Origin of the sequence: Streptomyces sp. Edi4, assembly GCF_040253615.1 — a bacterium.
Classification (GTDB): domain Bacteria; phylum Actinomycetota; class Actinomycetes; order Streptomycetales; family Streptomycetaceae; genus Streptomyces.
In genome coordinates this window covers 7,091,244-7,110,113 of sequence record NZ_JBEJGY010000004.1, presented here as the reverse complement: position 1 = coordinate 7,110,113, position 18,870 = coordinate 7,091,244, and the positions used below count along the sequence as shown (strand labels likewise).

The window sequence follows — 18,870 nt, the reverse complement described above, 5'->3', positions numbered from 1 at the left end:
CCGGCCCGAACCGGCCTCAGCACGCGGCCATGCATATTCCGCAGTAGCGGTCGGCGTCGGTCAGCTCCGGCGGGACCGGTTTGGCCGCCTCGTGGCGCTCCAGGCTGCGGCCGCACAGGGTGGTGGGATCCTGGTCGCTCATGACGTGCCACAGGAGGGTGTCACCGCGTTCCGCGCCCGGCCCGTCGAGAACCGATTCCGCTCGCATTTCGTGCATGGTGTGCTCCCTCCGCCCCGGGCCGAGCCGGAGCCGCTTCGCGCTCCGGTGCCGGGACTGCCGGTGGGCGCGCGGCCGCCGGCCGGTCCGGCCGGGGTCGCGCTTGCCTTCTTCGAGCAGACCCCGCGCGCCGCGCGTCCGCCTCCCGGCGCCGTGCGGCACGTCCGGCGAAATCCCCCGCGACGCCCGCGACGGCGCAGGTCGTCGCGGGTACGCCGGTCGGAGTCGGCCCGGGCGAAATACGCGGGAGCGCGCCCGAACGGGTGAAGCGCGGAGACGAGGGGACACCAACTGCGCACCCCGCATGCCGCCTTCGCGCACCCCGGTCCCGACCGACCCGGCCGGCCTCGCTCAGGCCGCCTTGAAGAAGGCGTTCCAGCCGCCGGGCGGCGCCTGCCCCACTTCCAGTGAGCGCAGCCGGTCGAGGACCCTCGGGTCCTGCACATCGAGCCAGTCCACGAACTGGCGGAACGAGACAAGACGTACGTCCCGCTTGCCGGCCATGCCCTTCAGGGCCTCCTCGACGGCGTCCATGTAGATGCCGCCGTTCCACTCCTCGAAGTGGTTGCCGATGTAGAACGGCGCGCGGTTCGTCTCGTACGCGCGCTTGAAGCCCGCCAGGTAGGAGGAGGTGGCCTGGGAGCGCCAGCCGGCGTAGCGCGAGGTCATGCCCTTGGTGCTGTTCTTCGACTGGTTGGCGAGGATGTTGTAGTCCATGGACAGGACCTCGAAGGAGTGCCCGGGAAACGGGATGCCCTGCAACGGAAGATCCCATACGCCATGGCGCTTGTCCGGCCACTTCTGGCGTCCGCCGGGCGACGAGGCGTCGTAGCGCCACCCCCGCTCCTTCGCCGCGGGCAGCAGGTTGTCCTGGCCCAGCAGACAGGGCGTACGGCCGCCGACGAGCTCTTTGTGGTAGTCGAACGGCAGCGGGTCCTCGTCGTGCCAGCCCGTGTTGGTGCGCCATTCGGTGACGAAGGAGACCGCCTGGTCGATCTCGCTGTGCCACTGCGCGGGCGTCCAGCCCGCGACCGATCCCGAGCCGCCGCAGAAGTGGCCGTTGAAGTGCGTGCCGATCTCGTGCCCGTCCAGCCAGGCCTGCCGGGTGTACTTCAGCGTCTCCTTGAGGTGTGCGTCGCTGAGGTAGCCGATGTCGGAAGCGCCGACGGGGTTGTTCGGCGGGCGGTAGAGGCTCCGCTTCGATTCGGGGAGCAGATACAGGCCGGAGAGGAAGAACGTCATGCCCGCGCCGTGGTCCCGCGCCACGTCGAGGAAGCGCGGGAAGAGTCCGTTGCCCACCTCGCCCGCGCCGTCCCAGGAGAAGATCACGAACTGCGGTGGGGTCTCGCCCGGTTCGAGCGGAACAGGTGCGTCGGGCTGGTTGGGCTGCTTGCCCGTGTCCGCGGTCGAGCCGTCGCCGATCAGCTTGGCCTGCGCTTTCGCCGGCTTCCCCGGCCCCTGCCCCTGCCCGGGCCGGCCCGCCTCCCCGGAGCCTTCGCCCCCGAAGCCGCACCCGGCGAGCCCCGCCACCGCGACCGCCCCAAGTCCCGCGCCCAGCAGTCCCCTTCGAGTGATGTCTGGCATTCCCGCTCCCGTCACAGATCCCACGGACCTCAGATGTGTAGACCAGTGAGGGGTGAAATAACCCGATTTCCACCTAATTTGAGCCTCCCGCCCCGCCGCACGAGCCCCCTGGCCCAGCGCGCGTAACGAGACCGTCCCCCTCGCCCCCAGGGGAGGCAAAGCGCGGCTAAAGAGCTCCCCATCCCGCACGGCGACCCTTCGCGCACCCCCAACTCGCACCGACCGCGCCCACCTTCCCGGCGTTAGCGTCATATTGACGACAACAAGAAGCTCCCTATCGTCGAACTGACGAAAAGAGAGGGGTGTCCCTCATGGCCGACATCTCCCGGCGCTTCGGCTGGCGCCATCTGCGCTCCGCGCCCACCTCGCACATCCGCCACCACAGGAACGGGAGGCCGGCCCACGACGGCGCCGGCCTGAGCTTCTGGTTCAGGCCGCTGAGCGCCGCCCTGTCCGAAGTGCCGGTCAACGACCGGGAGCCGGCCATGGCCTTCCACGCCCGCACCGCCGACTTCCAGGACGTCACCGTGCAGGCGACCGTGACGTGCCGGATCAGTGAGCCGGACACCGCCGCCGACCGGCTCGACTTCTCGATCGACCCCGACACGGGGGCCTGGCGCGGCGACCCTCCTCGCGGGGCCGCGACATCAAGGAGGTGACCGAGCGCCATCACCGGACCGCGCGGGCGCTGGCCGACGTGGCGGCGGCGATCCCCCCGGCCTGGCGCCGGGCCAGGACCGAACGCGGGGACCTCGACCGCTTCCTGTTCGCGGCGCGGGACGTGGTCGTGGTGGTCGGCCAGGACGGTCTGGTCGCCAACGCCGCCAAGTACCTGTCGGGGCAGCCGGTGATCGGCGTCGACCCCGAACCGGGGCGCAACCCCGGCGTTCTGGTACGCCACCGGCCCGCGTCGGCCGCGGCGCTCTTGACCTCCGCGGTCTCGGAGCGCTGCCCGGTCGAGGAGTTGACGATGGCGGAGGCGCTGACCGACGACCGTCAGCGCCTGCTCGCCCTCAACGAGATCTACCTCGGCGCTCCGGGCCACCAAACCGCGCGATACCGCATCGGACCCGACGACCCGGCTGCGGCCTGTGAGGCGCAGGCGTCGTCGGGCGTCCTGGTGGGCACGGGCACGGGGTCCACCGGCTGGCTGCGCTCGCTGTGGCGCCAACGGGCCGGGGCCCCAGGGCTGCCGGGCCGCTCCGATCCCCGCCTGGCGTGGTTCGTGCGCGAGGCGTGGCCCTCGCCGGTGACCGGCACGTCGTTCATCGGCGGAGAGCTCTGCGGGTCCGAACGGTTGCGCGTCACCGTCGAGTCGGACCACCTGGTCGCCTTCGGGGACGGAATGGAAGCCGACGCCCTGAACCTGACGTGGGGTCAGGCGGTGAGCCTCGGCGTGGCGCGGACGGCGTTGCGGCTGGTGGTGTGAGGGCTGCGAGCGACGGCCCTGGGGGCGCCACCGGGCCCGGCGCCGAGATTCCGCGTCGCCGTCCGGACGCCACGGGACCCGAACGACCGCGCGTCAGCGGGCCGTGACGGACGATTGTCAGTGGCGTACGGCATCGTGAAGGGTGAGGGCCCAACTGGGTCCGGTCCGGGTCTGATCCGGGGTCCGCTCCGGGCCTGAACCGGTTCTGATCGGGGTCCGATCCGAGTCCGAACTGCCGAGGAAAGGCTGCCGATGACCGCCACCGCTGTGATGACGTCCCATGAACGCTCCGCCGCCCAGGCGTATCTGCGCCTGCTCAGCACGGTGCGCGCCGCCCTCGACGCGCCCATGGACCGCCCGCAGGCCCCGCTCGCGCTGGAGGGAGTCATCGCCGAGGCGGACGACGCGCTCGCGCGGGCGGGGCTCGCGGGCAACGAGACCGCGCTGTTCACGCTCGTCGGCAGCCTGCACACGGGCGGGGCGGCCGCGCCCGGACAGCCCCGGCCATGACCACCCCGCCCCTGGCGCCGGGCTCCGGGCGGGGTCCGGCGCCGGCCTCAACTCCCGTACCCGGCTCAGCGCTTGATGCCGACACCACCGAACATCGCGACCTCGTCGGGCAGCTCGCCCGCCTGCTCCGGGCGCCAGCGCGAGCACGACACCACGCCCGGTTCGAGCAGGTCGAGCCCTTCGAAGAACCGGGCCACCTGCTCCGGGGTGCGCTGTGTCAGCTTCGGCGTACCGTGCTCGTTCCAGAACGCCACGGCGTCGTCGACGTCGGGCATCGCCGGGCTGGTGATGGTGTGGGACAGCACGAGGTAGCTGCCCGGGGCGAGTTCCTTCATCAGGTCGCGTACGAGTCCGCGCGCCTCGGCCTCGTCCTCGATGAAGATGACGACGCCGAGCAGCATCAGGGCGACCGGCCGGCTCAGGTCGAGGGTCTTGCCCGCGTGCTCCAGGATGGTGGCGGTGTCGCGCAGGTCGGCGTCGAGATAGTCCGTGCGCCCCTCGGGGGTGCTGGTCAGCAGGGCGCGGGCGTGCGCGAGGACCAGCGGGTCGTTGTCCACGTAGACGATCCGGGCCTCGGGCGCGAGTGCCTGGGCGACCTCGTGGGTGTTGTCGGCGGTGGGCAGGCCCGTACCGACGTCGAGGAACTGGCGCACACCCCGCTCACCCACCAGATGGCGTACGGCCCGGCCCAGGAAGAGCCGGTCGGCCTGCGCGTAGTCGCCGATGCCCGGGTGCAACGCGCGGATCTGGTCGCCGGCCGCGCGGTCGACGGGGTAGTTGTCCTTGCCCCCGAGCCAGTAGTTCCAGATCCGGGCGGTGTGCGGCTGTGCGGTGTTGATGCGGTCACGCACATGGTCGGGCGTCGAGGAGGGCTCGGGGTTCTCGGTCACGGGTGTGTCTCCTGGGATACGTCGCTACGTCAACGGCCAATCTAGATACTCGCGTTGCGTGTGTCACAGGGGAGCGAGCCGTAATCTCAAGGGGTGTCGCGGGGAGTCCGCCCTCCCCGCCGGCGCCGGGTTCCCGCCGGGCCGCGCTTTCACCGGGCGGCGGATCTCGCCGGGCGGCGGATCTCGCCGGATGGCGGTTCGCGACGGACGGCGCCGGGCGAGCGGGCCTGTCGTCGTCAAGCCGTGCCCCGGGTCTCCTCCAGCGCGTCCGCGACCCGCTCGAAGAACGCGGCGTGGGCGGCGGCGCTGCCCGGCGGCTCGGGGTTCCAGGCGACGATGCGGGCGCCGGCCTCCAGGGCGCGCCAGGACGCGTCGGCGCGCACCACCTCCAGCGGGGCCGCGTTCGACCTGATGTCCATGAGGACCAGGCCGGGGCGCAGCGCGGCGGCCGCACGCCAGGACGTGGTCAGCCAGTTGGTGCCAGGACTTTCCTCCGGCTCGATCAGTGCCACCCCGTGCCGAACGAGGTCGCGCAGATCGGGCCAGGCTCCCGGGCGGGCCAGATGGACCTCGTCCGGGCCTGCCGGGGAGAGCGCGAGGACGCGCGGCGCGGGTGCCCTCCCGGCGGCCGCCCGCAGTCGGCTCTCGGCGGCGTTCAGCGAGGTGACGTCCTCGGCGGGCGCGCCCAACGACCGTGCGAGATCGCTGAACCGGGCCCTTGTTCGGGCCGCCGTGCGCGCCTGGCCCACGTCGAGAACGATCACCGGGACCCGCTCCTCCAACTGCTTGGCGGCCTCCGCATCCAGCCCGTACACCTGTCCACCGCCATAGCTGACGGCGACGACGAGGTCCGGGGCGACGGCGAGCAGTGCTTCCGCGGTGAGATCGCCCCCCGCGCCCAGATAGCCGACGTCGTCGAGCGGCAGCGCGCCGCTCTTGGCCGGGTCCGGCAGCGGCCCGTCGTGGAAGGAGCCGAACACCGCCACGGGGCGGATGCCCAGATCCTCCAGCGTGGCGCCGGCCTGGATGTAGGCCAGCACCCGGGTGGGCGGGGCCGCCGCCGTCGCCACCTGTCCACGGTCGTCCGAGAATCGCCAGGCCCTCTGCTCCATGACGTCATCCGCCCCCAATGCGGTCGGTTCACCGGCCCGGGCACGAGCCGGTCCCCCGCTTGCCTGCCCAACGCCCGGGGCCATCAAGCCAGTTCCCGGCGCCACCTCGCGGCCGCCCGCTTCCACCGGGCGTCGCGGCGGCGGACCACCCGTGCCGGGCCGGCCGTTTCGGCGGCGGCGCGTCCTTCGGGCGGAGGCCGGGTTCTCACACCGCACCGGGCCGACCGTGCCGGGTCGGGCCGGCCTGCCGCGACGTGCACGGAGCCGCACCGCGCCGTGCTGCCGGAACGCTCAGGAGCCTCCCCGCCGGGGCATTGGCCCGGCAACGACGGTTTCGAGCCGTTGGGCGCGTAGGGGGAGGACGGCGGGCCCGGCCGGCTTCTACTCTGCGGGGCCATGAAGATGACACGCATCGCGGGTCTTGGCCTCGCCGCGGTCCTTTCATGCGCCGGCGCCCTGCTGTTCGGCGTCGGCACACCCGCGAACGCCGACACGGCGGATCTGACGTTCAGCACGGACACGGCCTCGGTCACACCCGGCTCCACCATGGAGCTGACGATAACGCTCACCAACACCCAGTCGACCGACGTCAGGTTCGTCTACCAGTCCATCCGGCCGACCTGGGAGACCAGCCACCAGAGCGGTCTGAAGTACTCGCTTGCGTCCTGCCGGACCCAGGACGGCCCCTGCGCGGACCCCGGCACCGGCAACCTGGCCCTCAGCTACGCGCCGCCGCTCGCCCCCGGCGAGAGCCGCACGGTCACGCTGACCTACCGCGTCGCCCCGGACTCCGCGTGCGGGCGGGACCTGGGCTTCTCCTCCTACCTCTACTACGAGTACGGCGCCGGCCTGTTCTCCACGAGCGACACGTACTGGAGTCCGGTCGTCCGCGTCGAGTGCCCGGCCGGGCACCCCTGACCCGGCAGACGCGTGGCTGTGGCCCCGGCGTCGCCACCGGGGCCACAGCTCACTGCGCGTACCGCGCGGCCACCTCGTGGTCAGCGCCGCCACCTCGTGGTCAGCGCGCGGCCCGGCGGAACCTCCGGTAGAGGACCCCGCCGCTCAGGAGCAGCGCGGCCGAGGCCGGAAGCGCGAAGCCGAGCCCGTCGGCGCCGGTGTGCGCGAGGGCGGCCCCCTGCGGCTGCGGCGCCGGGAGGGCGGGAGCCTCGGGCGCGGGCGGGGCGGGCTTGGGCGCGGGGGCCGGCGGCGGTGTGGGGCGGTGCCGGACCGGCGGCGTCGAGTGGTTGGACGCGCTGTTGCCGAGGGCCGGATTGCCCACGCCCACCAGACCGACGGAGTTGCCCGCGATGTTCACCGGCAGGTCCACCGGCAGCTCCAGGCCATTGCCGGAGAGCAGCCCGGGCGAGCCCTTTTCGACGCCGGACGCGGAGGCACCCCCCGCGTTGCCGCTCCCGGAGGTTCCCGCGTGCCCCGGACCCGAACGGGCGCCCCGGTGGGCGCCCGAGGCGTTGGCGCAGGTGTTGCCCGCGGCGGGGTTGAGCAGCCCGAGCACATCGACGGTGTTCCCGCACACGTTGACCGGCACGTTCACCGGAAGCCGCACCGCGTTGCCCGCGAGCAACCCGGGGGAGGAAGCGGCGCTCCCGTCGGCGCTCGAGTCCGCGTAGGCGTAGCCGGTCGCTGCCAGCACTCCGCCTGTGGCCACCGCCGTGACCAGGCCCTTCATGGCGACCCGTCTCATTGGTTTCCTGCCTTCCGGAGTCGGTCGCGGACCACACGCCCGCACCGCCATCAACGGGGGCAGGGCCAGATGGGTTATGCCCAGTACGTCTTTCACCCCATCGAGTGGCCTGATTTTCGATTGCGTCAGTAGGTGCCAGATACGTAAGCCCTATGTCGTTATGTACACATGTGCACTGCGCGCAGGGGCCTCGCGCACGCGGCCGAAGAGGCCGGGGGGCGCCCCGGGTTTCGCGCGCGCCCCGTGACAGGATCGTCCGGAGGCCGGCGGGAAGTCCCTGGCCAGGGCGGTTGCGGGGGTTCATGGTGCGCGGGGAGACGGAAGTCCGGTCAAGGCCGGCGGAGCCGGCGTCGGAGCGCGCGGCCGGCGCGCGCCCCCTCGCGGCCCCGGCGGCCGAGCCGCCACGCGCGACCGAACACGGCGGCCTCACGCGTTGCGTACGTTTCCTCCGGCGGAACCTGCGCCGCGAGTTCCGCGGCGTCGTCGTGGAGCCGGTCCGCGCCCTCGTGCGGCACGGTCTCCGCGGTGTCCCGGTGGCAGTGTTCGCCTCCGTGGCGGTCCTGGTGCTGCACGCGGTGGACCAGTCCCGCACCGGAGCCACGCTGGTGCGGCTGATCTCGCACGTCCGGGGCGACATCCCGATCCCGCTCGTGCTGCTGCGTACGCCGCTCTCGCTGTTCGTCCCGGCGCGCGACCTGCCCGCGCTGCCGGGCATCCCCGTGCTGTTCCTCGGATTCGCGCTGGCTCAGCTGGTACTGGGCCGCACCCGGACCCTGGTGGTGGCGTACGCCGTCTCGCTCGCGGGCACGTTCAGCGCCCGGGTCATGATCGCTGTTGGGCCCCGGTGGTGGGGCCTGCCGCCGGAGGCGGCCCATGTGATCGACACCGGGGCCTCCGCCGCCGTGGTCGGCCTCTTCGCCCACATAGCCGTCCTGAAGCGGGCGCCCGTCCTGTTTCTGTGCGCCGTGGGCCCGACGGTGCTGCGGTCGTTCGAGAAGCCGAATCTGGCGGGCCGCGAGCACATCGTCGCGATCACGTTCGCAGTGCTGCTCGGCCTCCTGGCCGCCCGCTCCCCGCGATGGCCCGCGTGGCTCGCTCCGAGGCTCGCGGCCTGAGAACGGCGGGGCCCGACGCACCGGCCCGAGGCGCGCTCACTCGTCCTCGTTGCCCCCTCGGCTGCACGCCACCACACCGGCGACATCGGCGAACCGGGCCGTCAGCGCGCCCGGATCGCCCCGGCCGACCGCCGAGATCAGGACCTCGCCCATCTCCCCGGTGCCGCCCGGCCTGAGGATCTGGAGCCCCGCGACGGCGAACCCGGCGCGCTCGCACTGCTCCATGAGTTCTCGCAGCAGCCCGGGCCGCTGTTCGTACGCGATCCGGAAGCTCGGCGCCACCGACCGCATCGCGGGCAGCCGGTGGACGACGGGACGCACCACATAGGCGGCGACGAAGTACGCGGCCGTCGCCAGGATCGCGAGCAGCGGCAGACCGGCGGCCGCGGCGGCGCCGACGGCGGCCGTCAGCCAGATCGTCGCCGCCGTGGTGAGGCCCTGCACCGACCCCCGGTGCACGAAGATGACCCCGGCCCCGATGAAGCCGACCCCGGACACGATCTGCGCCGCCACGCGTGACGGGTCCAGCTCAATGGTCCCGGGGTGCAGGACGTCTCCGAACCCGTACTTGCTGACGAGCGTGAACAGGGCCGATCCGACGCCGACCGTCGTGTACGTCCGCAGCCCCGCCGCCTTCTGACGGATCTCGCGTTCGAGCCCGATGGCCGCCGACAGCAAGAACGCCAGGCCGAATTCACCGACCTGGAGCCAGCCCTGCCCGGACGGCTCCACCGCACCGACCGCAAGCACCATCCCGTGCCCCTTCCCACTCAGCCCTCACCCACAGCGCGTGAACAGGCTCTCCCTACCCATGGAGCCACACTCCATGACGTCCCGCGCGCACGAAGGGCGGGTCTCCGGGCCGCTCTGCGGCGGCACGGAGACCCGCCCTGATCATGGACTACCTTACGGCGGCCACGGCATCCCGCTCCCCCGACGCCTTCGACGACCGTGACCGCGTCACGGCCTCACGGCCTCGGGGCCGCAAAGCCTCACGGCCTCGGGGCCACCGACGGGAAGACACGCGCATCCGACGGATGACGGACGCGCGCATCGCCGCCGCGTTCGTCCGTCAGGCGGTGAACCCCCCGTCGACGTTGATCGCCGCTCCGGTGATGTACGCCCCGTCCGAACTCGCCAGATGGGCCACGGTGGCGGCTATCTCCGCCGCGCCCGCATAACGCCCCAGCGCCGTGAATCCGGCGATCGCCGCCGCGTTGGGCCCGTCGGCGGGGTTGGCGTCCGTGTCGGTGGGGCCGGGGTGCACCACGTTGACGGTGATGCCCCGCGGACCGAGCTCCCTGGCCAGGCCCTTGGTCATCCCGACGAGCGCCGTCTTGCTCATCGAGTAGAGGGCAAGCCCCGGGAAGACGGCGCGCTCGGCCATGTTGCTGCCGATACTGATGATGCGGCCGCCCTGGCCCATGTGCCGGGCCGCTGCCTGGGACGCCAGGAACGGCGCCCGGATGTTCACCGCCAGAGTGCGGTCGATTTCCTGGGCCCCCATGTCCTCGAGGGGGCCCACGAGGAACGCGGCGGCGTTGTTGACCAGCACATCCAGCCGGCCGAACGTCTCGACGGTCTCCTCCACCGCCGCGGTCAGCCTCTCGGGCACCGCGCAGTCGGCCTGGATGGCCAGCGCCCGGCGGCCCACGGCCTTGACCCGCTCCACCACTTCGGCGGCGCGCTCCGCGTTGTTCTCGTACGTCAGCGCCACATCGGCGCCCTCTTCGGCCAGTCGCAACGCCACGGCAGCGCCGATGCCCCTGCTGCCGCCCGTCACCAACACCACATGTTCTTCAAGTCGGTTCATGAGTAAGAGCATCGCGTCGGCCGACGCCCAGAGCTGGCGCCAATCGGACCTCACGTTCGGTGCTGTGCGGGGGGCGGCATCGACGGAGCCGAACCCGCCGCGCGCAGGGGTGGCCCGATGCTGATGGCCGTTCTCCCACGAGGCCACCTCCGGAGCCGGCCAACCGGCCCGCGCCCGACGACAGCACACGATGAGACACACGTGCATCGTCACCGGAAGGCACCCATCGTCAGATCGCCGCCGACCCGAACCTGCGCCTGTACGCCGAGGGTGTGATGCCGGTCTCGCGGCGCATCAGCGCGCGCAGATTGGCAGCGGTGCCGAGCCCGCTGCGTCGCGCGACCACCTCGAACCGGGACTCACCTCGCTCGATCAGCCGGCACGCCAGAGCAAACCGTTCCCCCGTCAGCCACGCCAGCGGCGTCGTGCCCAGCTGAGCCTGGAAGCGGCGATGCAGAGTCGCCGGGCTGACGGCCGCACGCGCCGCGAGGCCGGACACGGTGAGGGGTGAGTCCAACCGTTCCTGGGCCCAGGCCAGGACGGGCGCCAAGGACTCGTCCGGCAGGTCCGGCATGGGACGCTCCACGAACTGCCGCTGCCCGCCGTCCCGGTGCGCCGCGAAGACCAGCCGCCGGCTCACGGAGTTGGCGACCTCCGCGCCGTGGTCGCGGCGGACCATGTGCAGCCCGAGATCGAGCGCTGCCGCACTCCCTGCCGCGGTGAGGATGTCTCCGTCATCGACGAACAGGACGTCCGTTTCGAGCAGGACGGAGGGAAAGCGGGCCCGGAAGGAATCCGCCCATTGCCAGTGGGCGGTGGCCCGGCGCCCGTCGAGGACTCCGGCCTCGGCCAGTGTGAAGGCGCCGCTGCACAAGCCGACCAGGCGTGCGCCGCGGGAGTGTGCCCGGCGGACGGCATCGAGTACCGCGGGGCGGCGGGGGACTGCGATGTCCGGGCGGTTGGGGACGATCAGGGTGTCCGCCGCGTCGGCCGCTTCCAGGCCGGCGACTCCCGAAAGCGTGAAGAATCCGTCTCGCATCAGAGTGCGGGGCTCGGGTGAACAGAGCTTGAAGTCGTACAGCTCACGCCCGATCTCGGGTCTGCGCAGACCGAAGACCTCGGTCACGCAGCCGAGCTCGAAGGGGTTCGAGTTCTCGTCCACGATCACGACGATCCGGTGAACGCCCGCCGCGTGAGCCGTTTGCGAGGATTCTTTCGCCATGTGCGATTCCTAGCACTCACGGCGGCGGTACGGAACGGCTCAGGATGAGCCCATGAGTAGCGAACCCATCCCCCTCAGCAAGGCTCTGGCCTCCTTCGACGCCCTCTGGAGCCCTCGCATCGTCACGCGCGTCAACGACTACGACGTTCGCGTCGCCAAGGTGGAGGGCGAACACATCTGGCACGCCCACGACGACACCGACGAGTTCTTCCTGGTACTCGAAGGCGAGGTGCGCATCTCCCTGCGCGAGCCCGGCGGGGAGCGCACGGTACTGCTCCCGCAGGGGGCCGTTTTCACCGTGCCCAGAGGCACAGAGCACAAGCCATCCGCCCCGTCCGGCGCCGCGATCCTCATGTTCGAGCCCACCGGGACACCGACCGTGGGTGACCGCCACGACGAGATCCCTCAGCATGTCGACTCAACGACCGGGCACGCCCTCACCACCTGACCGGCACTCAATCCTCGGCGGTGTCCGGATCGCGGTGGTGAGGTGGCGGCGGACGACCGGGCCGAATCGCCGGTCCACCTGGCGGTTCAGTACGGCGGCCAGCAGGAGGGAGAAGGAGAGGCCGACCGCGATCGAGGGGAGCAGACCAAGGGCCGGTACGCATCTCAGAACGCCCCGGGTGACGGGTATGCCCAGGCTCTGGTGCACGAGGTAGAAGGGGTAGGTCAGGGCGCCCGCGTACACGAGGAGGCGCCCTTGGACGCGGCGCAGCGGGCCGCAGGCCAGGACGAGCAGCGCCAGGAAACCGGTGAGGACGGCCGCGCTCGGCCCCCAGGTGGAGGTGGGGTGTGTGGCGACGCGGTCCTCCAGGACGGTCAGGGTGTAGCACCAGGCGAAGCCGGCCAGCAGCCACAGCAGCAGGTCGGATCCGAAGCGGTGCATGAGGTAGAGCGCGATCCCGGTCACGAAGAGGCCCGCGTACTGGCTCAGCAGGAACTCGTCCACGGCGCTGGAGCGCAGTTCACGGCCGATGGAGGCCAGTACGAGCCAGAGGAACCCGAAGGCCACGATCCGCCGGTAGGTCAGACCGATCAGCAGCAGGGCGCCCATCAGGAGGTAGAAGCGGGCCTCCACCCACAGCGTCCAGGCGACGCCCGCGGTGAAGTCCACACCCAGTGGTCGCGGGATCATGGTGAGGTTGCCGAGCGTGGTGCGCAGATCCGTGGGCGCGCCCGACCGCTGGCCGATGAGTACGGTGACGGTGCCCGACACGACGATGATCAGGACGACGGCCCAGTACAGCGGGAAGAGCCGGGCGATGCGGGAGACGGCGAACCCCGCCGGGGTGCGGTCCCAGCAGCTCATGCAGATGACGAACCCGCTGATCAGGAAGAACGCCTCGACACCGAGCCAGCCGTAGCCGCCGGCCGCGTGCAGCAGCGGCGCCGCCCGGGGCAGGTCGTAATTCTCGCCCCAGAAACGAGGGGTGGGAGTGCCCAGGTAGTGGTAGGCGGCCACGCCCGCCGCGGCGAGCAGCCGCAGCCCGTCGACGGCGGCCAGCCGCCCCGCCCCGCTCGGCGACGCGCCGGACAGGCGCCGCCAGGCGGCCCGGGGAAGACGGCTCATGCTGCCCCGCACGCCGCCGTGCGGGGAATCGGGCGCGGGCGCAGACGCGGGCATCGGGGCTCCAGAGGTGGGGCGGCCGGACGGGAGGGGGCCGCTGGCAGACGAGGAGGGGGGAGAAGGTGAGCAAGGCGCGCGCCGGGCACCGCGACGCGGTGAGTAAAGCGCGCGCCGGGCACCGCAACGCGCGCTCCCTCAGGCGGTGTTGATCCGGTCGACGTCGCCGGTGCGCCGCAGCCTCAGGACCACAGCGGTGACCGCGAGGGCGCCGATGAGGGTGAGGAGTTCGTCGGTGCGCACCCATCCGGAGAAGTACAGGATGGTGATGAACGGCGTGGCGGCGGCGGCAAGTTGGCCGGTGGTGCGGATCGCGGCGAAGGCGCGGCGGCCCGCGAGCACCAGGGCCGCGACGATGGGGACACCGAAGCGCCACGGAACGCGCAAGCCGATGCCGAGCGGGTCGATGACCACGAGGGCCGCCACCAGGAGCACGGCCCACACCGCGAGCGCGACCACGCCCGCCGCTCCGCGCGCACGCCGGGCCGGGCGCAGATCCGGCGGACAGGCCAGCGGCAGCGCGGCGAACACGACCGGCGCGAGAAGGAAGCCCACGAACTGCCCGCTCACCTCGGCCGGGGAGGGCCAGACGGGGTGGAGGAAGCTCACCGAACTGACCACCGCCCCGGCGGTCGCCGCCAGCACGCCGGGGACGTAACGTCCGGCCGGCGCCACCACCGCGCCGAGCAGGGTCAGCAGATAGCCGGCGTTCATGAGCGTCAGCAGCGGCGCGGCGTCGGCCACGGCCCCCACGCCGCGCATGACATACCAGTCTCCCGCGCTCGCGTTGAGGTTGAAGGCGGCGTACGCGGCAGTCGCGGCCAGAGCGAAGGGCGCGGCGGCCGCCATGAGACCTCCCCCCGCGTGGGCGGACCCGATCCAGAGGCGCAGCCGCAGGGCGTGCGCGACGACGTCCGCGGCTTCACGGAGCCGGTCGCGCGGGCCGGCGCCGGCCGTCGCTTCGCGGTAGGACTCGGCTATCTCATCGCCGAAAGCACGGCGGAAGCCGGCCGGGTACAGGCGCAGCAGTACGGGGTTCACGAGGTGGCGGCCTCACCGGTCACGCCGAGGCGCCTGGTGGCTTCGCGCGCGGTGGCGGCGATCCGCTCAGCCTCGGCGGCAAGTGCGGCGCGGCCGGGCGAGGTCAGCGTGTAGATGCGCCGCAGCCGGCTGTCGACCACCTCTTCGCTGTGCACCTCGATCAGCCCCTGCTGCAAGAGGCGTTCCAGCGCCCCGTACAGCGTGCCGGTCCGCATCTTCATCCGCCCGCCCGAGATCACCTCCACCTCGCGCGCGATGGCGTAGCCGTGGCGTGGCTCGTCGGCGAGCGCGGTGAGAAGGAGCAAGGTCGGTTCCTGCATGGCCCGATCAGTCATGGCACCACCATATGTCATTCACCGACATATGTCGTGAGCGGGTCCACCGTCCAGGAGGGGCGCGGGCGCGGTCCGTGCGACCGCCCGGGCCTCGCGACGCCACGGCGGCGCCTAGGATCGACAACCCCCTATCGCTGGAGCCGCGTTGACCGTCGTCCTGAAATTCCTCGACCACCGGCTGTCGGCGGACGCCAAGTACGGCGGCCGGTACGACGTGGACGCTCGCCCGCCGCTCCCCGATGTCCTCGACCAGCACCTGCGCGCCCGCGCCCGATGCGCGGCCGACGCCCTTGGCGTGAACCAGGAAATCCGGGCCCGCTGCGTCCGGCGCCCCCGAGTTCACGCGGTTGCTGGCCCATGTGTACACCGGCGAGCCCGGCTACCGGCAGGCCTGGCCTCCGAACCTGCCGAACGCCGAACCTGCCGAACCTGCCGGCGCCTGCCGGCGCTGCCGGACGCCTGCACACCCTCCGGCGGGAACGATCCCCGCGTCAGGGCGCTGCTCGAACAGTGGCGCGCGCAGGAGGAGTTGGCGCCGCAGGCCGCCGAGCACGCCGGCCTCGACTTCGGCTGGCGTGAAGCGGAGCGCCAGGACGGGCAGGGCGTTGTCATCGACGGAACCGGTCGCCCACTCTGGGAGGGCGCCGTCCATCCAGGGGGCCGTTACGCCCTGTGCCGCCAGGGACCGGGCCGCGTCTTGCGAGAGTCGGCGGTGTGGCGCGCGACGCTGTCCCGTCTCGACCTCTCCGCCGACGCGGCTGGGCGATCCTGCACCGCATGGCCAATCGGCGGCAGCGTGGGCGTTCCAGGCGTCGGAGCCGCAGCGTACGGCGAGGCCAGTCGGCTTACGAAGAGGGCGCCTGCGGCCGGAGACTATCGAGGTAGCCCTCCTTCGCCACCAACATCGGCCGGGCCCCGTCCGTCAGCCAAGGAAAGTGATGGATAGCGGTCTGCGCTTGGTCGAGGCTTCCTGTGGCATGACGCCAAAGGGGCAAGTCCTGCCTCCGCGGTCGGCCTCCCTACGCGCTTCCCACCGCCCGTCGTCGCTCTCGTCATCCTCGGTATTTCGTTTGAAGTTGAAGGAACTCGGCTGCGGACCCATACCTCGCCCTGCGTCCAGTGCACGTCCTCCTCCGGCTCCGCACAAGCCCGCAGCTGGTGAAGCGGGCCCGCGCCGCCGAGCGCTCCCATGAAGACGCCCAGCACGGATGTCGGCTGCGCCTCTGGCCCCCAGCCCACGGCGCAACCCGAGCACAACGGTGCCCTCCAACGGCCCGAGCGGTACATCGGCTGCCGGCATGCGGTCGCGCACGAACCCGCTTCTCCCGTCTTGCGAGCTGAGCACTGACACACGCCGTCAGACGGAGAACTCTTCACGCCTCCCGGTCGGCGAATGCACGCGCGACCGCTCGCTGGCGTACCTGGAGTAGCGGCAACTCGGCCAAGGTCGGGCGGGAAGCTGATACCCGAAGACCACGCGCTCGGCGTATTCCTCACCCATACCTGAGGTCGCGCTTGCTACCAGAGCACCCTCGCACGCCGTTCACTATTGAATCCGAGACCGTGTCGATAGATCTCCGGCACCCAGTAGCGTCCGTCGGACCCCTTGCTGAAGACTCCGGATTCGATCAGGAGGTCTGCCTCCGCGACCGTCAGCTGAACCTGCTCGAGCTCGAACGGAACCAGGACAGAGTGGCCGAGCCCCTGCATGTGCACCAGCAGACGCCCAATCTCCTTGTCCTCCTCCCCCACTGAAGCGATCTTGTTCCTGCTGCATTCGAGCAAGGCCTTACGCATAGCAGTCGGGACGAGCACGCGATCGTCCACGGTGTCGTTGTACTGCTCGGATTTCTTGGCCGCTGTCGCGAGAAACATGACTACGTCTCGGGCCTGCACCTGGCCGTTGAAGTCCCCGAGCGCCGCCGGGACCCACAGGTGGGAGCGTGCCTCGCGAGACTTCGCGCTACCCATCTTCCAGCCCCATACCTGGATGAGGCTGTCAATGAGCTCATCCGCCGAGAGATCCGTGATCCCGGAGAGCGAAACAGGTTCGGGTAGTGCTTCGGCGTGCGCAGTCACCCAGAGTGCGAGACGCAACGCCTCGTCCTTGCTCCAATGCAGGGCGTAGTGATCGTATCTGCCGAGGAGCTGGCCGCTGTTCTGCCGAACCGCCCCAGTGACGAGGTCTCGCCGAACGAACACCACGAGGCCGAACGGGCGGCCTCGCAGCGAGCGAAGCCACCCCAGGACATCGATCAGCAAAACCCTCAATGCCGTGCGCTTCGTATCGCTGTCCAGGTTTTGCATGAGATCTTCGAGCCCGTCGATCACGAAGACCGCTTTGGCCCGTCGGCCAAGATCGATCAACGCCTCTTCTGGAGTCCGCTGCTCGGAGACTTCCAATCCACAGGCCACAGCCAAGCATTCCAGCCACAGGCTCCGCCAGCCGAGTTCATCATGACCATCGAGCCTTCCTAGCCCAGCCTTCAGCTTGTACGAGATGCTGGACGCGGTGACATCCCCTGGCGGCAAGTCTTCGTAAGCCGAAGCGAAGGCATCACGCAGGTCCTGCGGCACGAGATCCCCATACTCCAGGTTCGCTGACTCCAGAACAGGAACGATGGGCGCTTCGACCGTGACACCTGTGATTCCGGACTGCTCGGCGAACGTCTGCCATGTCCGCGCGGCGCATGCCTTCGCGTACATGAAAGTCTTGCCTGCTCCTTTGGCTCCCACCACGAGCGCCTGCGGCAACTCAGTTCGGTGGTCGGCAAGCAGACGACGGAGCGGTTCAGTCACGAGGAAGCCGCCCGCCGAGGAGAGCCCGCTCTGTTCCGCGTATACGAGGTTACCGGCGGTCCGGGCGAGATTGCGGCGCAATTGACCATAGTCCGGCACTGTCCCGGGCACCGATCCAGCCGTGGCTCGGGATGCCGGAGCCGGCAGCAGGAACTCGAGTCCGTCGGCGACTCCACACGACGAAATCACGTCCAACACCGCGTCCCAGGAGGAAGGAAGCGCGAGGAGCTCCTCCCTGAAGAGGCTCAATACTGGCTGGGCAAGCAACGCCGCGTCGACGGTTTCAGTTTCGTCTCCGTCGGTCCCCGCCGAACTGCGAAGCGCGGCTCCTAGCGCTACGGAAAGCATATTGCGTGCAGCATCGGCCTGTGCAGTGTGAGTATCCATCCGATATTGGGTGACGATGACCGCCGTCGCAGGGTCGGTGCCTTGAACGGTGGGCGCCTTCGCTCCGAGTTGACGAATCATCAATTCCGTGCCGGCCAGAGATTGATGACTGAGCGTGGTCACGAAGATGCGTTGGACCCTAGGGTCGAGAAGTACCGGAGCAGACAGTTCGGAGGCGCCCGCCCTCAGGTCCACGACCACCGTGTCCACCCCGAGCCGCGCTCCCAGAGCTGCCAGCGCCTCCGTCACGAAGTACGTCGACCTCCCCGGGGAAAGCAGGTCCGCCGGTTCGATCCGAGGCGGAGCCAACGTCACACGACGGCTCGACGGCATGACGGTGATGCTGCCGCCGCCTGCATAGTGGCCAGCCTGCTGATTGGGCAAATAGGCGGTAGCGATATCGACCGCAGTCGCATACTCCCCGTTTTCATCACCCTGCAGAAGAGTGATGAAATCCTCGTACGTGAAGTCGCACTGTCCGCCCTGCTCCTTGTGCATCCACGTGATACCAGGAGCCTCGAGGTCGGCGTCGATCAGCAGGACCTTGCCCCCGCTCCGTGCCACTTTGTCGGCGACGGCCACCGCGTGTACTGTGCGCCCGACTCCGCCCTTGAAGGAGTGGAAGGCCATGAGCTGCACATCGTCAGCAAAAGCCGGCGCGTCGGGCCGGTGAAGGGGTTCTGCCAGCTGGCGCGTGATGTGTTTCTCCCGAAGCAACGGCACGCGTCTCCTCGCCCCGCCAGTCTGCTCAACGTCCACGCTGAGTTCGACCCGCAATCCGGTGAACTCGGTGGTCCGAGGATCGTCGAGCCCCAGCAACAGATCGCCGTCCACCCACCCGGCCGACCCGGTGCCGAACACCTCGTCCAGCCAGCGCTTCACTGTTGCGGGCTCGACAGAAGCCCTGGTGACCAGTTCCAGGCAGTCCCACCACCCGTCCGCGGCAACAAGCCAGTCGGGCCACTCCCCCGCCAGAGCCAGCCTGGTCAAGTGCTCATCCACATCCACCCAGCTGAAGAGGTGGCTGGGAGGCACAATTCCGCTGTCCATGATCTCCAGCTTTCCCAGTTCTGCCACGACTTGCCCC

16 protein-coding genes and 2 pseudogenes are annotated in these 18,870 nt (G+C 70.8%); 6 read left to right on the top strand and 12 right to left on the bottom strand.

The window, feature by feature from the left end; genetic code table 11:
* Window positions 1-16 precede the first annotated feature (16 nt).
* Together ABR738_RS33990 and ABR738_RS33985 are read right to left on the bottom strand one after the other, a co-directional pair.
* On the bottom strand, window positions 17-217 hold the full coding sequence (locus ABR738_RS33990) for a hypothetical protein (protein WP_350233771.1): 201 nt from the start codon (window positions 215-217) through the stop codon (window positions 17-19).
* Window positions 218-568: 351 nt separating this feature from the next.
* On the bottom strand, window positions 569-1,801 hold the full coding sequence (locus ABR738_RS33985; RefSeq protein WP_350233770.1) for a polysaccharide deacetylase family protein: 1,233 nt from the start codon (window positions 1,799-1,801) through the stop codon (window positions 569-571).
* Window positions 1,802-2,112: 311 nt separating this feature from the next.
* Here ABR738_RS33985 and ABR738_RS33980 point away from each other — a divergent pair.
* From ABR738_RS33980 to ABR738_RS33970, 3 genes and pseudogenes are all read left to right on the top strand, one after another.
* A pseudogene (locus ABR738_RS33980) lies at window positions 2,113-2,448 on the top strand (SPFH domain-containing protein); the annotation flags it as partial.
* Window positions 2,406-3,230 (top strand): annotated as a pseudogene (locus tag ABR738_RS33975) (hypothetical protein); the annotation flags it as partial. The pseudogenes ABR738_RS33980 and ABR738_RS33975, both read left to right, overlap by 43 nt.
* Window positions 3,231-3,482: 252 nt before the next feature.
* Window positions 3,483-3,740, top strand: a complete 258-nt coding sequence (locus ABR738_RS33970) for a hypothetical protein (RefSeq protein ID WP_350233769.1) — start codon at window positions 3,483-3,485, stop codon at window positions 3,738-3,740.
* A gap of 65 nt (window positions 3,741-3,805) precedes the next feature.
* On the opposite strand, the gene ABR738_RS33965 is transcribed toward ABR738_RS33970, so the two are convergent.
* Together ABR738_RS33965 and ABR738_RS33960 are read right to left on the bottom strand one after the other, a co-directional pair.
* Window positions 3,806-4,630 (bottom strand): SAM-dependent methyltransferase, encoded by an 825-nt coding sequence (locus tag ABR738_RS33965; protein WP_350233768.1) that lies wholly within the window; start codon window positions 4,628-4,630, stop codon window positions 3,806-3,808.
* 236 nt (window positions 4,631-4,866) lie between these two features.
* A complete protein-coding gene (locus ABR738_RS33960; protein ID WP_350233767.1) occupies window positions 4,867-5,742 on the bottom strand; it encodes an ABC transporter substrate-binding protein in 876 nt (291 codons plus the stop codon).
* 396 nt (window positions 5,743-6,138) lie between these two features.
* Here ABR738_RS33960 and ABR738_RS33955 point away from each other — a divergent pair, with 396 nt between their 5' ends.
* Window positions 6,139-6,660, top strand: a complete 522-nt coding sequence (locus ABR738_RS33955) for a hypothetical protein (RefSeq protein WP_350233766.1) — start codon at window positions 6,139-6,141, stop codon at window positions 6,658-6,660.
* Window positions 6,661-6,760: 100 nt separating this feature from the next.
* Here ABR738_RS33955 and ABR738_RS33950 read toward each other — a convergent pair whose 3' ends face one another.
* Window positions 6,761-7,444 carry a chaplin gene (locus ABR738_RS33950; protein WP_350233765.1) on the bottom strand — a complete coding sequence of 228 codons (684 nt, stop codon included), beginning with the start codon at window positions 7,442-7,444 and terminating at the stop codon, window positions 6,761-6,763.
* A 533-nt stretch (window positions 7,445-7,977) separates the two neighbouring features.
* Between ABR738_RS33950 and ABR738_RS33945 the strand changes: the two genes are divergently transcribed.
* Window positions 7,978-8,559 carry a hypothetical protein gene (locus ABR738_RS33945; RefSeq protein ID WP_350233764.1) on the top strand — a complete coding sequence of 194 codons (582 nt, stop codon included), beginning with the start codon at window positions 7,978-7,980 and terminating at the stop codon, window positions 8,557-8,559.
* A gap of 36 nt (window positions 8,560-8,595) precedes the next feature.
* Here the strand turns inward: ABR738_RS33945 and ABR738_RS33940 are convergent, their stop codons facing one another.
* From ABR738_RS33940 to ABR738_RS33930, 3 genes are all read right to left on the bottom strand, one after another.
* Complete coding sequence (locus ABR738_RS33940) at window positions 8,596-9,312, bottom strand: MgtC/SapB family protein (RefSeq protein ID WP_350233763.1); 717 nt, start codon at window positions 9,310-9,312, stop codon at window positions 8,596-8,598.
* A 319-nt stretch (window positions 9,313-9,631) separates the two neighbouring features.
* A complete protein-coding gene (locus ABR738_RS33935; protein ID WP_350233762.1) occupies window positions 9,632-10,372 on the bottom strand; it encodes an SDR family NAD(P)-dependent oxidoreductase in 741 nt (246 codons plus the stop codon).
* 229 nt (window positions 10,373-10,601) lie between these two features.
* Window positions 10,602-11,594: a GlxA family transcriptional regulator gene (locus ABR738_RS33930; protein WP_350233761.1), complete on the bottom strand. Its 993-nt coding sequence runs from the start codon at window positions 11,592-11,594 to the stop codon at window positions 10,602-10,604.
* A 52-nt stretch (window positions 11,595-11,646) separates the two neighbouring features.
* On the opposite strand from ABR738_RS33930, the gene ABR738_RS33925 reads away from it, so the two are divergent.
* Window positions 11,647-12,042, top strand: a complete 396-nt coding sequence (locus tag ABR738_RS33925) for a cupin domain-containing protein (RefSeq protein WP_350233760.1) — start codon at window positions 11,647-11,649, stop codon at window positions 12,040-12,042.
* Here ABR738_RS33925 and ABR738_RS33920 read toward each other — a convergent pair.
* The 4 genes from ABR738_RS33920 to ABR738_RS33905 all read right to left on the bottom strand — a co-directional run bounded on the left by ABR738_RS33920 (window position 12,013) and on the right by ABR738_RS33905 (window position 18,860).
* Window positions 12,013-13,167, bottom strand: coding sequence for an acyltransferase family protein (locus ABR738_RS33920; RefSeq protein WP_350233759.1), 1,155 nt, complete (start codon window positions 13,165-13,167; stop codon window positions 12,013-12,015). The genes ABR738_RS33925 and ABR738_RS33920 overlap by 30 nt on opposite strands.
* Before the next feature lie 192 nt (window positions 13,168-13,359).
* Window positions 13,360-14,262: a hypothetical protein gene (locus ABR738_RS33915; RefSeq protein ID WP_350233758.1), complete on the bottom strand. Its 903-nt coding sequence runs from the start codon at window positions 14,260-14,262 to the stop codon at window positions 13,360-13,362.
* Window positions 14,259-14,597 carry a PadR family transcriptional regulator gene (locus ABR738_RS33910; RefSeq protein WP_350233757.1) on the bottom strand — a complete coding sequence of 113 codons (339 nt, stop codon included), beginning with the start codon at window positions 14,595-14,597 and terminating at the stop codon, window positions 14,259-14,261. Before ABR738_RS33910 ends, ABR738_RS33915 begins: the two co-directional genes overlap by 4 nt.
* Window positions 14,598-16,115: 1,518 nt before the next feature.
* Window positions 16,116-18,860 (bottom strand): KGGVGR-motif variant AAA ATPase, encoded by a 2,745-nt coding sequence (locus ABR738_RS33905; protein ID WP_350233756.1) that lies wholly within the window; start codon window positions 18,858-18,860, stop codon window positions 16,116-16,118.
* Window positions 18,861-18,870 lie beyond the last annotated feature (10 nt).

Coding starts and splice junctions, on each gene's coding strand:
- ABR738_RS33920 (WP_350233759.1), bottom strand. CDS start 13,167: ATGAGCCGTCTTCCCCGGGCCGCCTGGCGGCGCCTGTCCGGCGCGTCG.
- ABR738_RS33930 (WP_350233761.1), bottom strand. CDS start 11,594: ATGGCGAAAGAATCCTCGCAAACGGCTCACGCGGCGGGCGTTCACCGG.
- ABR738_RS33925 (WP_350233760.1), top strand. CDS start 11,647: ATGAGTAGCGAACCCATCCCCCTCAGCAAGGCTCTGGCCTCCTTCGAC.
- ABR738_RS33955 (WP_350233766.1), top strand. CDS start 6,139: ATGAAGATGACACGCATCGCGGGTCTTGGCCTCGCCGCGGTCCTTTCA.
- ABR738_RS33935 (WP_350233762.1), bottom strand. CDS start 10,372: ATGAACCGACTTGAAGAACATGTGGTGTTGGTGACGGGCGGCAGCAGG.
- ABR738_RS33960 (WP_350233767.1), bottom strand. CDS start 5,742: ATGGAGCAGAGGGCCTGGCGATTCTCGGACGACCGTGGACAGGTGGCG.
- ABR738_RS33990 (WP_350233771.1), bottom strand. CDS start 217: ATGCACGAAATGCGAGCGGAATCGGTTCTCGACGGGCCGGGCGCGGAA.
- ABR738_RS33985 (WP_350233770.1), bottom strand. CDS start 1,801: ATGCCAGACATCACTCGAAGGGGACTGCTGGGCGCGGGACTTGGGGCG.
- ABR738_RS33910 (WP_350233757.1), bottom strand. CDS start 14,597: ATGACTGATCGGGCCATGCAGGAACCGACCTTGCTCCTTCTCACCGCG.
- ABR738_RS33950 (WP_350233765.1), bottom strand. CDS start 7,444: ATGAGACGGGTCGCCATGAAGGGCCTGGTCACGGCGGTGGCCACAGGC.
- ABR738_RS33970 (WP_350233769.1), top strand. CDS start 3,483: ATGACCGCCACCGCTGTGATGACGTCCCATGAACGCTCCGCCGCCCAG.
- ABR738_RS33940 (WP_350233763.1), bottom strand. CDS start 9,312: ATGGTGCTTGCGGTCGGTGCGGTGGAGCCGTCCGGGCAGGGCTGGCTC.